This is a genomic window from Petrocella sp. (genome assembly GCF_059865615.1).
Genome location: NZ_JCBCDA010000034.1, coordinates 1 through 15,076, shown reverse-complemented (window position 1 = coordinate 15,076; position 15,076 = coordinate 1). Strand labels below are relative to the sequence as shown.

General features: G+C 36.0%; 14 protein-coding genes and 1 tRNA gene. 5 read left to right on the top strand and 10 right to left on the bottom strand.

Translation table 11 applies throughout. The annotated features are described in order from the left end of the window. Position 1: 1 nt before the first annotated feature. The 9 genes from AC6F8J_RS04280 to purR form a co-directional block, all read right to left on the bottom strand. The gene (locus AC6F8J_RS04280) at positions 2 to 1,015 is read right to left on the bottom strand and encodes an SAF domain-containing protein (protein WP_500721285.1); all 1,014 of its coding nucleotides are present in this window, start codon (positions 1,013 to 1,015) and stop codon (positions 2 to 4) included. Position 1,016: 1 nt separating this feature from the next. Beyond that, positions 1,017 to 1,652 carry a P-loop NTPase family protein gene (locus AC6F8J_RS04275; RefSeq protein ID WP_500721283.1) on the bottom strand — a complete coding sequence of 212 codons (636 nt, stop codon included), beginning with the start codon at positions 1,650 to 1,652 and terminating at the stop codon, positions 1,017 to 1,019. After that, positions 1,564 to 3,075, bottom strand: a complete 1,512-nt coding sequence (locus AC6F8J_RS04270; RefSeq protein WP_500721282.1) for a protein kinase domain-containing protein — start codon at positions 3,073 to 3,075, stop codon at positions 1,564 to 1,566. The genes AC6F8J_RS04275 and AC6F8J_RS04270 overlap by 89 nt, the downstream gene beginning before the upstream one ends. A 433-nt stretch (positions 3,076 to 3,508) precedes the next feature. Next, the gene (locus AC6F8J_RS04265) at positions 3,509 to 4,474 is read right to left on the bottom strand and encodes a ribose-phosphate diphosphokinase (RefSeq protein ID WP_500721280.1); all 966 of its coding nucleotides are present in this window, start codon (positions 4,472 to 4,474) and stop codon (positions 3,509 to 3,511) included. Positions 4,475 to 4,504: 30 nt separating this feature from the next. Next, positions 4,505 to 5,866 (bottom strand): bifunctional UDP-N-acetylglucosamine diphosphorylase/glucosamine-1-phosphate N-acetyltransferase GlmU, encoded by a 1,362-nt coding sequence (glmU, locus tag AC6F8J_RS04260; RefSeq protein WP_500721279.1) that lies wholly within the window; start codon positions 5,864 to 5,866, stop codon positions 4,505 to 4,507. 123 nt (positions 5,867 to 5,989) lie between these two features. Beyond that, on the bottom strand, positions 5,990 to 6,286 hold the full coding sequence (gene spoVG / locus AC6F8J_RS04255; protein WP_125136858.1) for a septation regulator SpoVG: 297 nt from the start codon (positions 6,284 to 6,286) through the stop codon (positions 5,990 to 5,992). A 266-nt stretch (positions 6,287 to 6,552) separates the two neighbouring features. Continuing rightward, positions 6,553 to 7,671 carry a glucose-1-phosphate adenylyltransferase subunit GlgD gene (gene glgD / locus AC6F8J_RS04250; RefSeq protein WP_500721278.1) on the bottom strand — a complete coding sequence of 373 codons (1,119 nt, stop codon included), beginning with the start codon at positions 7,669 to 7,671 and terminating at the stop codon, positions 6,553 to 6,555. Continuing rightward, positions 7,668 to 8,945 carry a glucose-1-phosphate adenylyltransferase gene (locus tag AC6F8J_RS04245; RefSeq protein WP_500721276.1) on the bottom strand — a complete coding sequence of 426 codons (1,278 nt, stop codon included), beginning with the start codon at positions 8,943 to 8,945 and terminating at the stop codon, positions 7,668 to 7,670. Before AC6F8J_RS04245 ends, glgD begins: the two co-directional genes overlap by 4 nt. 215 nt (positions 8,946 to 9,160) lie before the next feature. Beyond that, positions 9,161 to 9,982: a pur operon repressor gene (purR, locus tag AC6F8J_RS04240; protein WP_500721275.1), complete on the bottom strand. Its 822-nt coding sequence runs from the start codon at positions 9,980 to 9,982 to the stop codon at positions 9,161 to 9,163. Between the two features lie 172 nt (positions 9,983 to 10,154). On the opposite strand from purR, the gene murC reads away from it, so the two are divergent. From murC to AC6F8J_RS04215, 5 genes are all read left to right on the top strand, one after another. Next, the gene (murC, locus tag AC6F8J_RS04235) at positions 10,155 to 11,606 is read left to right on the top strand and encodes a UDP-N-acetylmuramate--L-alanine ligase (RefSeq protein WP_500721273.1); all 1,452 of its coding nucleotides are present in this window, start codon (positions 10,155 to 10,157) and stop codon (positions 11,604 to 11,606) included. A 385-nt stretch (positions 11,607 to 11,991) separates the two neighbouring features. Next, complete coding sequence (locus tag AC6F8J_RS04230; RefSeq protein WP_500721272.1) at positions 11,992 to 13,068, top strand: DnaD domain protein; 1,077 nt, start codon at positions 11,992 to 11,994, stop codon at positions 13,066 to 13,068. Position 13,069: 1 nt separating this feature from the next. Further along, positions 13,070 to 14,059 (top strand): ATP-binding protein, encoded by a 990-nt coding sequence (locus AC6F8J_RS04225; RefSeq protein ID WP_500721271.1) that lies wholly within the window; start codon positions 13,070 to 13,072, stop codon positions 14,057 to 14,059. A 28-nt stretch (positions 14,060 to 14,087) separates the two neighbouring features. After that, positions 14,088 to 14,161 (top strand) — tRNA-Arg (locus AC6F8J_RS04220). Between the two features lie 149 nt (positions 14,162 to 14,310). Beyond that, positions 14,311 to 14,808, top strand: a complete 498-nt coding sequence (locus AC6F8J_RS04215) for a GNAT family N-acetyltransferase (protein ID WP_500721269.1) — start codon at positions 14,311 to 14,313, stop codon at positions 14,806 to 14,808. Between the two features lie 18 nt (positions 14,809 to 14,826). Here the strand turns inward: AC6F8J_RS04215 and AC6F8J_RS04210 are convergent. Next, positions 14,827 to 15,076 (bottom strand): hypothetical protein (locus tag AC6F8J_RS04210; RefSeq protein ID WP_500721268.1); only part of this gene is annotated, 250 nt, incomplete at its 5' end.

Genomic DNA, 15,076 nt, shown 5'->3' with positions numbered 1-15,076 from the left:
CCTAAAATCCAGACAATGTTGCGTCTTCTTCCTTCTCGTTATTATGTTCAGTGTTATTAGGTTCATTTGTTATTGTCGTCGTTAATGATTCAGGTGATGGCTCACTGTCTCTATTTATTTGGATATCTTCTAAAACCATATCTTCTGGTGTCAATGGATTCATAGTCATGGTCGGTATGGCCATATTTGTCTCAAAAAAACGAACGCCAGCTTCATCTAGTAAAGATTGTAATGATAGCTCCAACACATGTCGTTTACTTAGAATCTGTTCTTGATTCGGTATCTCAAATATATTCGGATTCTCCATATAAAGTGCTAAAACACTTTGATTTACCGGGTAGTTAACAATGGATGATGCCTGTTGATCTGGATTGATATATTTGACCAAATACACCCTAGTACCTTCTGTAAGATAGGTATCTACCATAGCACTAGACATACGTAGAACCTCTTCTTCTTCAAGGGCTAAGTCTATAAGGCCAACATGAACCTGATCTCTAGAACGCTCAAAAGATTGAATTGGCTTTTTGGCCAATACAATATAATCCTGACCTGTCGGAAAAGCAATTCTAATATCAACTACATCTGCATCATCTAGTAAATACGGTAATTCTATAAACCCAAATTCATATATTCTAAGATTTTTACTCACCAATGCTTCTTCCATAAACATAGGCGGGGTTAATGGTAAATTTTTATCTATGTCTATTAAAAGCTTTTTACCCATCAAGAGGGATACTTCCGTGTAACCGGATGAGATTGGCTTTTCTGCCTCCATAAGAGATAGTGTTACATCTTCTCCTGTCAATATGCTTCCTTTTTTCAATGCTTTTGATGCAACAACAATAGGATGGGTCAATGTTTCTTGTTGCTCTTGTCTTACTGTATTAGCAAAATATTCTGAAACCTCTTCTCTAAAAATCAAAGACAATAGCAAAATCAGGACAAAGCTTATCATTACACCTAAAAATCCTGCCATCAATAAATTTTTTGTACGTTGTCGTATGATTGACATATTACACCTCCAGTCCAATGATTCTTTTCATATGATCTTGGGTCACTTTTTTTCTAACAAAAGGATCAACACAATAAGGTATTGTATGAAAAGTCATGCCTATTTTTCTACCTAATTCCACCATTTCATCTTTTTTTCCATCTGGAAAAAGCCATTTACATCTCTTGGTCATGAGCATAGAATATCTGATTCTAAAGTCATCTACTTCATCTATCTTCCAATCACTCACATGCCCTATAACTAAGGGTATGTCTGCACGCTTATGCTCTTCTGCATAATGCTTTATACCCTCACCGATATCAAGCAATATATAATGATAGTCAGCCTGATACAAATCCATAAGTTTTTCTTTAGATGTTCCTTTATAATATGTAACTCCTTTAATATTAAAAGATTCTGTTGACATGATATCATGATGTAAGCCTTCATATGCTTTTTCAATTTTACCAAAATGCCCCGTTTCATTGAGTTCCACTAAGGCAACTTTTCTTCTTTGTTTGGCCAAATAATATGCCATCATAATACAGAAATGAGTAACACCAACGCCTCTAGCCACGCCCGTCACCGCTATGACTTTGCTCTTTTCTTTTTGTATTTTTGAATACTTGAATTTTTGATCTAATATGCTTTTTAACATCTTCCAACTTACTCCTTTTTAGACCTAGAGCTTTTGTAGCAACGACACCAAAAATATCATCTAATATCTTTTGTGTCGTCTCCGTTATCAAATATGGGTTTGGATTATATGGCACCTGATGACACTTAAAATTAGCCATGCTTTCTTTTACCACACGAAAGGAAGTATCATCCATAAAATTAAACATATAATAATATGACTTGTTGGGACTACCAAAATAATACTCTTCAAAACTGTCTATTTCCCAATCCTTACCACCACACAGCATCAAAACTTGGTGACTTTTCTGATAACTACCTTTTTGTTCCAAATCATCATACTGACCACCATCTACTATAATCACATCATAATTAGCTACCATACTCTTATCATAGGACAAATTATTTTGATAACTGTAAAAATGAATATCATTAAAAACAAAGTAAAATTTCTCTTCATTAATGGTTTTATACATGTTATAAATTTTTATAAAATCATGATGCGCTTGCCACTCAATCAAGGCAACTTTTTGACCTTGTTCTTTGAAATAGTGGGCGAGCATGATGGCCACATGCGTTGTACCTAAAGACCTATTTATGCCTGTAACCGTTATAACATTAGGACTCTTTTCAAGAAAAACATCGTAATCATTATTGTCATTCTTCCGTTTACCAAGAGCATGAACATCATGTCGTAGAGTGGCAATGTTTTGATATCTTTTGGCTTGCACTGTCTCCATACACTTCATAATAATTTGTTCTAAACCCGAACTGATGTAGGGATTTTCATTTCTTAGAGGTTGTAGCTTATACGGAGGTGTACTTAAATTCTTTCCCGTCAATAAATAGTACATGCTTACACCAAGAGCAAATATGTCTGTCCGCACATCTACTTTAGAAAATCCAAACTGCTCTGGTGCTGCATACCCTCTTGTTCCAAATTGAGTTGTATCTCTCGTTGTTTCGTGACTGTACTTTTTTGCTATACCAAAATCAATCAGCTTAATATGTCCATTTTGCATTCTGATAACATTACTCGGCTTTAAATCTCTATAAATAATAGGTCGTTCTTGAAAGGTATGCAGGTAATTTAGTACATCGCATAGTTGTAACATAATATCGATAATTTCTTGTTCTGTCAGCTTATTCTTATACTTCTCAAGTACCTTGCCTTCAACGTATTCCTCAATAAGATATATTCGATCTTCGTCCTCTTCAATATCCATTATTATTGGAATCGAGGGATGACGCAGTTCAATTAATATATTTTTTTCTGCCAGTAAATCAATCTCATCCTCTGTTTTCTTTATGGCTTTAATGGCAACCAAGCTCCCTATCTTATTGTTCTGCGCCAAGTATACAATACTGGTCCCACCTATACCAAGAGGCCTGATAATCTTATAGCGTTCAAAGAGAACAACCCCTGCCAACAATGTATCTTCCAAGTTATTCACTCCCCATCCTAATTCTTTGATACACCATACTCTTATATATTATATGGAGACCCTCTGAAAATTGCAAGAAGTTTTTGATAATTAGCTGATTTTATATAATTTATTTCATATTTATGACATATATGTTTATATAACACAAAAATGGAAACAATTCCATATACTAGGAATCATTTCCATTTATTACAATGTTTACCAAAAAAACCCGCTCACTGTGGAAGGGTTTTCACGGGAGCCCCTTTAATAAGTTTTCTCTTTTTCCCAAGTACAAAGAGACTACGCCTCGCTTTGCAAAACAAATTGTTCCGGCAGGAAGAATTTGCTTAATAGTTAATGCGATACTTCAACGCATTAACATAACACAGACTTTCCTAGGGAATAAAAAAAGTCTCTAAAGTATTAAAACCATAGAGACCTCATAATCTACTTATACAAAGAGCTTAGAAACAGACTCATTGTGATGAATCCTTGATATCGCATCCGCCAATATATCTGCCACCGACAACTGCTTAATCTTATCCGTCTTTTTATTCTCCGGTAAAGCAATTGTATCCAGAACAAGCAGTTCTTTAATCGCTGACTTCGTAATTCGTTCTATAGCCGGTCCGGATAAAACAGGGTGTGTACAACAAGCGTATATCTCGATTGCACCTTGATCACTCAGCGCATTAGCCGCATTGCAAATCGTACCGGCAGTATCAATCATATCATCAACCAAAATAACATTCTTTCCTTTTACATCACCAATGATGTGCATGACCTCACTTACATTGTCTTCCGGTCTACGCTTATCAATAATGGCAATCGGTACATCAAGGGCTTCAGCGAAACTTCTGGAACGCTTAACTGATCCGATGTCTGGTGAGCAAATAACCAAGTTTTCTTTCTTATCTTGGAACTTTTCTCTATAATACTTAATTAAAAGAGGATTACCTAACATATGATCCACAGGAATCGTGAAAAATCCTTGTATCTGCGCACAATGGAGATCCATTGTTAAAACACGATCACAACCTGCAATCTGTAGCATATCCGCTACCAATCGTGCAGTAATTGGATCTCTAGCTCTTGCCTTACGATCTTGTCTTGCATAGCCGTAATAAGGCATAACCGCTGTAATACGACCGGCTGATGCTCTTCTTAAGGCGTCAATCATAATAAGTGTTTCCATCAAAGTGTCATTAGCTGGGAATGATGTAGGTTGAATAATGAAGCAGTCAACACCCCTTACCATTTCCCCGATTTTTACATAAGATTCACCATCACTAAATTTGCCAACCTCTGCAATAGATAATTCAGTTCCTAATGATTTAGCTATGTTGATTGCCAGTTCTTGATTTGCGCCTCCTGAAAAAACTTTAATGCCATCATTATTTCTGATTACACTGGTCATTCGTCTTCCTCCTAGGTTCATGCATTCACGTTATCTGTTTCTCTTAGCCCAATCCTCAATATTTGTTTGCCTTGTTCTTGCTATACCTAGTGCGGATTCCGGTACATCATGGGTTATTGTCGATCCAGCAGCTGTGTAAGCTCTGTGATGTACAGTGACAGGAGAGACAAGGTTCGTATTACAACCTATGAATGCTTCGTCCTCGATTGTCGTTCTATATTTTTTCTGTCCATCGTAGTTCACCACTACGGTCCCACATCCAAAGTTGACGTTTTTTCCAACATCCGCATCTCCAATATACGTAAGATGAGATACTTTAGTCCCGTCACCAATGCTTGCGTTTTTGATTTCTACGAAATCACCTATTTTTATATTTTGACCTATATTTGAATTTGGACGTATGTAAGCATACGGTCCAACAGTGGTATCATGACTAATCTTACTCATTAATACTGTAGACTGTTCAATATGAACTCGGTCTCCAAGCTCGCAGTCCACTATTTTAGTGTTAGGTCCAATTATACACCCTTCGCCAATTTTTGTATGACCTTCTATAAAAGTATTGGGATAAATCTCAGTATCCAAACCAATAACAGCGTTTTTACTAATATAGCACTGATCAGGATGTACCATAATGACACCCTCAAGCATCCATCTCTCATTAATACGTCTTTGCATGATCAAACCAGCTTCAGCCAATTGTACTTTTGTATTGATTCCTAGAATCTCATCGCTTTCTTCCGTGACCAATACTTCCACCTTGCCACCCATATCCATAATAATCTTCATGGTGTCCGGAAGGTAGTATTCACCTTGGGCATTATCATTGGTTAACTGACTCAATGCGCTTTTAAGCGCTTTTGAGTCAAAGCAGTACATGCCTGAATTGATTTCACATACCATTTTTTCCTGCTCTGATGCATCTTTGTGTTCTACACTCTTAAGAAACTGTCCATCTTCGTCCCTTATAATTCGCCCATAACCGCTAGGGTTTTCTACCATCGTAGATAAAACGACTACATCACTCTTACTTGTCTCACAATGCTCTATCATCGCCTTCAACGTATCACTTGTAATTAAGGGCGTATCACCAAACAAAACCAAAGTTTTTCCCTCAACATCCAAGAAATCTTCTGCCATCATAACCGCATGACCTGTCCCAAGTAGTTCTATCTGCTTAGCATACACCACTTCATGAGATATGGCCGCTTCTACAACCTCACTTTGATGTCCTACTACCACACACACATCTTCTATACTTGCTTCTTTAGCCGACTCAATGACATAGTCCACTAATGTTTTTTTTAGAATTTCATGAATGACTTTTGGTTTGTTAGATTTCATTCTGGTTCCGCCACCGGCAGCCAAAATGATGGCCTGTACTTTTGACAATGAAGACACCTCTTTCAACTTAACATAAAATTAATACTGTCCGTGGTACATTTTACACTAGATATTATATATGTTCAAGGAATAACTCAATAAAAAAGCACTTCTAGATAGAAGTGCCAAAATTCATTCCATTTCAGCCATTTCTTCGTATACTTCGCCTTCATCCAAAGAAATCGTTTCGTACTTTTCAAGTATTGACTTTTGAATTCTATCCCGTGTGATGGAGTTAATGGGATGAGCAATATCTCTAAATTCTCCATCTAAGGCTTTTCTACTTGGCATTGCAATAAACAGACCTTTTTCTCCTTCGATTACTTTGATATCATGTACAACAAATTCATTATCAAAGGTAACCGATACCACTGCTTTCATTTTACCCTCTTTAGTAATTTTTCTTACTCTTACATCTGTAATCTCCATGTGTACCCCTTTCCATAAGTAGCTCTGACTATAAGTAACTTAACTGTCCACTTTACTCCCAATACTAATATCATACATATATCTATCTCGTCCTCTTATTGCAGGAAAACATTAGCATTAAAGGCCATTACTCTGTAAAATCACCACTACAATTATTATAGTATATTATCAATAGGATGACAACTCTTTTTCATCACGCCTTTAGAGCCATATTCCATGAAATTTATTGATTTAACTCATTTTGACACTTTAATCATACTTGTATTTTATTTATAGGAACTATCCTTGGTTTTTATAATAATAATTTCGTTTTCTTTACCTTTGACCACAGTACCTTCCTCAAGGTTACAGTGACTATCAATAATGGCATTTTCAATATGACAATGATCACCAATGTAAGTATCGTTAAGAATTATGGCCTTTTTAACCACTGAATTATTACCTATAAAAACTTTCCTAAAAAGAATTGAGTCCTCAATATTACCATTAATAATACTCCCACTTGAACATAAACTGTTTGAAACTTTTGATCCATAGTTGAATTTTGCCGGAGGTTCATCTTCTACTTTAGACATGATATTAGGTGTTTTCCTGAAAAAATCATCTCGTATAGACTTGTCTAAAAAATCCATATTCGTTTCAAAATAAGATTCTAGACTTGCAATACTTCTCCAATAACCCTCATGGATATAGGCATAAATCTTCTTTTGTTTTCTATAGCGTACAATGACATCACTTACAAAATCATGGCGTTCTTCTTTTGCACAACTTTCAATTAATTCAATAAGCAACCTTCGACGAATAATATACATACCCATTGAAACTATGTTCCCTTCTGGCTCAATAGGCTTTTCTTCAAATTCAATAATTCGATAATCCTGATCTACCGTCGCAATACCGAACCTATTCAGCTCACGCTTGTTTTTCTCTTCATAACAAACCATCGTAATATCGGCTCTTTTTTCTATATGATATTGTAAGACTTTACTATAATCGATTTTAGCAATACCATCTCCTTGGGCAATGATGGCGTAGGGCTCATGGCTATTTTTTAGGTAGCTTAGATTCTGATAGATGGCATCTGCCGTACCTCGATACCAGAAACTATTCTCATTAGTCATGTAAGGCGTAAATACATATAAACCACCATGCTTGCGACCAAAATCCCACCACTTTGAAGAGCTTAGGTGCTCGATGAGGGATCTTGAGTTATATTGGGTTACAACCGCCACTTTGCTTACCCCTGAATTGGTCATATTACTTAATGCAAAATCAATTGAACGATAGCTTCCAGCAATGGGCATCGCTGCCAACGCCCTATTTGTAGATAGATCTTTTAATCTCTCATTTTTTCCACCTGCTAATATAATACCCAACGCTCTCAATCTGAGCCCCCCTCTATAATTAGATTCTTACCACTGGCTAGTTTATTATCAATAAAAAAAGACTTGGTTACAAGACCATCTATGGCACAATTCTTACCAATTTCAACATTAGGAGGTATGACTGTCTTCTCACCAACAACAGAAATACCCGCGTAATAGATATGAGGTTGTTCCTCATTTATGACCTCCTCACCTATACCTATTTTTGCATGAGCCCCAATTACTGCTTTTTCAGCAATAATGCTTTTATATATCTGAACACCTTCGCCTATTATCGCACTGTTCATAATAATTGAATCTCGAATGATTGCGTCTTTCTCAATGATGACATTAGAACCAATGACAGAATTATAAACATGACCATATATTTCGGCGCCTTCACCTAATATGCACATTTCCACACTGGCGCCTTGACCAATAAATTGTGGTGGTTGTACTTCATTTTTGGTGTAGATTTTCCAATAGGACTCATAAAGATTAAACTCAGGAACCAGTTCAATCAGTTGCATATTAGCTTCCCAATAAGCTTCTAACGTACCCACGTCTTTCCAGAAACCATCAAACTCATAAGCATAAAGATTAAAGTTTTTACTTAACATATAAGGCAATATATGCTTCCCGAAGTCGCTGTCTTCATGGCTTTCCTCAGATAACATAAGGGCTTGTCTAAAAGCTTTCCACTCGAATATGTATATACCCATGGAAGCCAAATCACTGGTTGGGTTCGGAGGCTTTTCTTCAAAATCGTAGATTTTACCATCTTCTTCTGTTTTCACCAGACCAAATCGATGGGCCTCCTCTATAGGCACTCTATAGACAGCGATGGTTACATCTGCTTTTTTCTTCTTATGATAGTTTAACATCATTTCATAATCCATTTTATAAATATGATCCCCTGAAAGAATCAATATATATTCAGGATTATAGTAGTCAATATATGGAATGTTCTGATATACAGCATTTGCCGTACCGGTATACCAAGCTTTGTTGTCCTTGCTTACAAATGGTGGCAATATGGTGACACCACCAAAATTCTTATCCAGATCCCAAGGAATGCCAATACCAATATGCTGGTTCAATAATAATGGTTGATATTGAGTCAATACCCCAACCGTATCAATCCCAGAATTAATACAGTTACTTAGTGTAAAATCAATAATTCTATATTTGCCACCAAAGGATACTGCCGGCTTTGCAACATGGGACGTTAACACACCTAATCGACTGCCTTGACCGCCGGCCAATAACATAGCAACAATTTCTTTTTTTCTCATAATACGCCTCCCTTCTTATGGCTATATAATATCATATTTTTTATATTTTGGCTCCTAATTTTACAGATAATTTGTTATAAAATCGGTTGACTTACTGTTTATTTTTATACAATAGCTTGTGCTCTCAACACATAAAAAGCCCTCTTAGTAATTGCAGTCTTCCATCAACTGTTTATTACAAGGGGCGCATTTAAAAAACTAAAACATAGTAAGTATTATTTCTTGATATTGGAGGGGGTCATATGTATGATTTTGTTTTTTTCATCAATACCCTTAAAATCGATTAAGGAATAATAAGACTGAACCAGTTTCTCTTCTGATGTAATGGTAGACATCATAACCGCAACACCAACCACCTTAGCTTCAAACTCCTTCATAAAATCCACAACACCTTTTGCCGTTCCACCCGCCTTCATAAAATCATCTACAAATAGAACATTCGCACCTCTCCTAATAGATTTGATGGGCATAGACATGGTTTTTATGTTTTGTTTCGATCCAGTTACATAGTTCATTTGTAAGGTCGTACCTTCTGTTAATCTTGCTGATTTTCTAATAACTACTATTGGCTTGTTTAGGATTCTAGCCACCGCCAAAGCCAAAGGTATACCCTTTGTTTCAATGGTCACAACATAGTCAATTGAAGCACTTTCATAATAAGCAATTATACATAGGGCTATCTTTTCCAACCATGAAGGATCGTATAAGAGATCATTCATATACAAATAACCACCAGGTATAATTCTACTGGTTTCTGATAACTTACTGCATAAATCCATTTGTACTTTATCAACAAATTCTTTGTTAGCAATTGGTAAATAATATACCCCTCCAGCTGCTCCGGATATGGAATATATTTTACCCGAATGATGTTTTTCAAAAGATATTTCAATACTTTTTATATCTTCACTTAATGTTGACTTGGCATGATCCAGCATCTCTGAAAAATAGTTTAGTGTAAATATCTGAGATGGATTTTCTATTAAAGTTTTTGTAATCAAAGCTATACGCTCTGTCTTGCTTATTTTATTATTCATCACTATTCCTCTAGTTCTATTCTCTCTATAGGCTAAGGTCTTAAAGCTATGTCTCATACGTGCATCTAGAGAAGCTTGCTTTTAACACTTTAACCATATTATAACTTACATCTCCGAATATTATAAGTCCTTTTCTTCGAAATATTCGACGCTTTCATATTTCGTGAAAAGAATGTATAATATAGAAGAATCTAATCGATTGTTAATTGAATTCTTACAGATTCTTAAGGAGATAAAAATGTATAAAATCAACCTTGAAACACCCATACATGTTCATTTCATAGGCATCGGTGGTATTAGCATGAGCGCATTGGCTCAATTGTTGCTAGATCGTGGCTTTAGAGTAACCGGTTCTGACATCGGTAACAATGACTCTATAAAAAAGTTAACAACCATGGGTGCACATATTTATAAAGGGCATCACCAAGATCATATAACCTCTGACATCGACTTGATTGTCTACACTGTAGCTGTCAAATTAGACAATCCAGAAATTGAAAAAGCTAACAAAATGGACATACCCATCATAGATCGTGGTACTTTGCTGGGTCAGGTTATGGACGGTTATAAAAATAGTATTGCTGTATCTGGTACACATGGTAAAACCACCACCACATCTATGATAGCGCATATTCTTACATCCGCCCAGACCGAACCAACGGTTATGGTTGGCGGTATATTGCCATTAATTAGTGGCAATGTGACCGTAGGTAAATCACCCTATATTGTAACGGAAGCCTGCGAATATTTTGATAGCTTTCATCATTTTTTTCCAAAGATATCTGTTATTCTGAATGTAGAAGAAGATCATATGGATTATTTTAGAGATATCCATCATATTCATGATTCATTTCACACCTTTTTAGAGAATACAAAAACAGATGGTAGCATTGTTATCAATGCCGACATCAAGGATTTACACCGTATATTAAGAGAAACAACAAAAAAAATCACTACTTATAGCTTGACCAATACAAACTGTGATTTTTATGGCACCAATATTGTGTATAACTCACTTGGTCACGGCGCTTTTGATGTCATCTATAAAAATCAGTCGATTGGTCGATTTCAATTGTCCGTACCCGGTGATCACAACATCAGCAATGCACTTGCTGCCATTGCAACCGCTGTGGAACTTAACATTGACTTGGCCTCCATAGCTTTAGGTCTTTGTGATTTCACTGGTACCCATCGCCGTTTCCAATACAAGGGTTCTCTTGGAGGTGTACATATTGTAGATGATTACGCACACCATCCCACCGAGATAGAAGCCACAATAAAATCAACCGCTAATATGGATTTCAACAAGCTTTGGATTGTTTTTCAACCTCATACTTTCACTAGAACAAAAGCTTTTTTAGACGATTTTGCAAAGTCTTTAAGTTTAGCTGACCATGTCATCTTGATGGACATCTATTCTGCGGGTCGTGAAGCGGATATTGGTGACATTCATGCACGAGATATACAATCTAGAATTTTGGCCTATGGTACACCTTGTGAATATTTTTCTTCTTTCGATGAAATCAGCTACCATATTTTGACCCATTGTATCCCAAATGACCTGTTGATAACTATGGGGGCCGGAGACGTGTATTTGTTGGGCGAATATCTACTAGATTCATAGTTTTCCACATTATCCACAGAGTTGTTCACATATCGTACAAAAACAGACGTGTATAACTGGTTTACATAAAGTGTAATCTTATGATACCTGAACACCTTTATTTCATTGGGTTTGGCCGCCATTTATAGCCATCTTATCCATATAGATAATGTTATACACCATCTTATCCACACTTTACACATTTATTAGCCAATCGATATGCCTTCTTAAGAAAGCCTTTATTTATAGGGCTTTCTCATATTTTTTTCCTATTTCCTCTTGACTTATAGCCCATAGTTCTATATCATTATACTTCCCATCGTATAAAATATGCTATGATGGTATAATAAATATAAAGTTATACACATGGATGGTAATGGTTTACATAATGTGGGAAGGGGTTTATATGAGTCAAATTAATTTACAATCTCAAAACATTCATCAACACACGCTCATAAATAACCTATTTATTGATCACTATATGCCTAAATCCAACGGGGACTATGTGAAAGTCTATTTGTATTTACTTAGACTGATTTGTAGCAATCAATGCGCTTTTACGACAAAACAAATCGCAAAGCAGTTACATCTTATAGAATCCGATGTCATTCGTGCTATTAATTACTGGGACGAACTTAAAGTCATTGAAGTTCAGTACGAAGATGATCAGATTACCTCTATCGGTTTATTAAGTCTTGAAAAGACAGAAGATACAGTTATCGCTTCCAATAAAACCGGAAAGAATAAAGCCAATACTACAATGCCAAAGCTCTATGAGAGACCGGAATACTCCATGGAAGAGATTGCCGTTATAGCCGGTCAATCAGAATTTCAACAGCTTATTTATATTACCGAAAAATATTTGGGCAAGCAATTAACACAGGTTGATGTAAATATCTTAGTTGGTTTTATGGATTGGCTAGGTTTAACTATAGAAGTTGTAGAATATTTGATTGAATATTGTGCATCCAACGATCATCGTCATATGAATTACATAGAGAAAGTGGCTATGGACTGGTCTGATAAGGGCATACGAAATGTAAAGCAGGCCAAAGACTTGACGGATAACTTCAATAAGAACTATTACAAAATCTTCAAAGCCTTAGGTTTATCAAGTCGGAACCCCACACCGGCTCAGACAAAACTAATGGAAAAATGGCTAGATGAATATAATTTTGCAATCGAAGTTATTGAAATCGCCTGTGAAAAAACCATTGAGGCTATTAATAAACCTGAGCTCAAATATGTGGATACAATTTTAACCAACTGGCAAAACAAAGGTGCAAAATCCATTAATGCTGTTAAGGAATTGGATATACAGTATAAATCAAGCCAAGTCGACAAAAAATCTACAAAAAAAGACCTAGCTGCAAAAGCCAGTAATCGATTTCACAACCATAACCAACGTCAATATGACCATGATCTGATTGAAAAACGCATGCGACAGATGATTGAAGTCGAAACGGTGGAAAAGAGGTCTTAATATGGGTCTTACTAGATCACAGTTTAAACATATCCTAAATATTATCGACCAACGTCGTTTAAAAAACCAGCAGATTCATTATGCCAGAAAAGATAAGGTTTATAAGGCGTACCCTGTACTTCAGGCCATTGATGAGCAGATTTCATCCTTATCCGCTTCCTTAACACGGCAAATTGTGGAAAATCCAAATAAGCGACAAGTACTTCTAACAGATCTGCAAGAAAAAGTTAGTCGTTTATCTCAACAGAAAAAGAAAGTCTTACAAGATGCAGGTTACCCAAATGATTATCTGGCACCCATCTATGATTGCGAAGATTGTAAGGATTCCGGCTACATCGAACATGCTAAATGTCATTGCCTCAACCAAGAAATTATCAACTTTTCCTATGAGCAAAGTCATTTAAATGCCATTTTACAAAAAGAAAACTTTGACAATTTCTCTCTTGACCATTATAGTAGTGAGGTAGATAAAAATATTGGTAAATCACCAAGAGAGATTGCAGCCTTCAACTATAAAATCTGTTACAGCTTTGCTGAACAATTTGACACAAAATACAACAATCTCATTCTCTACGGTCAAGCCGGCTTAGGCAAGACTTATCTATGTAACTGTATTGCAAAAGTATTACTAGATACAGGACATACGGTTATCTATCTGACGGCTTTTGGTTTGTTCAAGCTTCTAGAGACTTACCGCTTTCATAACGAAGAGGGCCATGTAACATTAGATGAGATTCAAAACCTCTACGAATGTGATTTACTCATTATTGATGATCTTGGTACTGAGATCAACAATGCTTTTACCACATCGGAGCTGTTTAATATCATTAACACACGCATGCTGGACAAGAAGCCTGTTGTCATCTCAACAAACTTACCACCAAGTGCATGGAGCAACCAATATACGGATCGTATTGTTTCACGCATTTATGGTAATTACTTATCTGTAGGCTTTATCGGTTCCGATATTCGCTTACAAAAGTTTTTATAGATCTTAACCCAAAAGGTTTTAGATATAAGCACGCATAGTTCAATTGGATAGAGCGTCTGACTTCGGATCAGAATGTTGTGGGTTCAAGTCCTACTGCGTGCGCTAAAGAAAAAGCTGTAAAACCTTAATTCTATAAGGGTTTACAGCTTTTTTCTTATTTTATACTTTTTTCATTCTCTTTTTGTACCTTATACAAATTATGTGATAAACTGTTAGTACTTAAAATTTTTATGGCTTTTAGGAGGCGCGATATGATTAGAAAAGCAATGGAAAATGATATTCCGCTTTTACTGGACATATATAATGATAGTATTCTTAACGGCACAGCATCCTTTGAAGAAGAACCATTGACCTATAAAGAAGGTCAAGAATGGTTAAAAGAGCACCAAGTGGATTATCCAATTTTGATTTTTGAAGAAGATGGTCAACTCCTTGGTTTTGCATCTTTATCGCCATATGGTAGAAAACGAGAGACTGCCTATTGTAGTGCAGAAATCTCCATTTATGTTAGTAAAAAGGCTCAAGGTAAAGGGGTAGGAAGTCGTCTAATAGATGCTCTTATAGAAGCCGCCTATCATACTCCAAAAATAAAGCAATTAATTTCGGTTATTACAGAAGGTAATCAAGGAAGTATCCTACTTCATGAGAAAAAAGGATTTACATATGGCGGTAGACTTTTAAATGTTGCAGAAAAACACAATAAAATACTAAGTATTGTCTACTATCAAAAGGATGTTACAAAAGCCTAAATCGACCATGCCCCCCTCCTACTCCTCACCACATGAAAACGATACAACACCACTTAGGCCACTCAATTCAACAATCAACTTATCAATAAAATGATCCAAAATCATGGCATGAATCACAATATTAATGTCTTCATTGTCCTCTTCTAAAAAACTGGTTTGACCATAAACAATGTTAATATCCCTAACAACAATTTCATATTTATCCATAATTTTGTGAATGGCTTTTATTTGCCCATTCTCTTCTTTTAAACGAATGAGAATCTCATAG

Bases quoted from the DNA above. Each gene is read 5' to 3' on its own strand.
- AC6F8J_RS04280 (WP_500721285.1), bottom strand. From the start codon at position 1,015: ATGTCAATCATACGACAACGTACAAAAAATTTATTGATGGCAGGATTT.
- AC6F8J_RS04275 (WP_500721283.1), bottom strand. From the start codon at position 1,652: ATGTTAAAAAGCATATTAGATCAAAAATTCAAGTATTCAAAAATACAA.
- AC6F8J_RS04265 (WP_500721280.1), bottom strand. From the start codon at position 4,474: ATGACCAGTGTAATCAGAAATAATGATGGCATTAAAGTTTTTTCAGGA.
- spoVG (WP_125136858.1), bottom strand. From the start codon at position 6,286: ATGGAGATTACAGATGTAAGAGTAAGAAAAATTACTAAAGAGGGTAAA.
- AC6F8J_RS04245 (WP_500721276.1), bottom strand. From the start codon at position 8,945: ATGAGAAAAAAAGAAATTGTTGCTATGTTATTGGCCGGCGGTCAAGGC.
- purR (WP_500721275.1), bottom strand. From the start codon at position 9,982: ATGAATAATAAAATAAGCAAGACAGAGCGTATAGCTTTGATTACAAAA.
- murC (WP_500721273.1), top strand. From the start codon at position 10,155: ATGTATAATATAGAAGAATCTAATCGATTGTTAATTGAATTCTTACAG.
- AC6F8J_RS04230 (WP_500721272.1), top strand. From the start codon at position 11,992: ATGAGTCAAATTAATTTACAATCTCAAAACATTCATCAACACACGCTC.
- AC6F8J_RS04225 (WP_500721271.1), top strand. From the start codon at position 13,070: ATGGGTCTTACTAGATCACAGTTTAAACATATCCTAAATATTATCGAC.
- AC6F8J_RS04215 (WP_500721269.1), top strand. From the start codon at position 14,311: ATGATTAGAAAAGCAATGGAAAATGATATTCCGCTTTTACTGGACATA.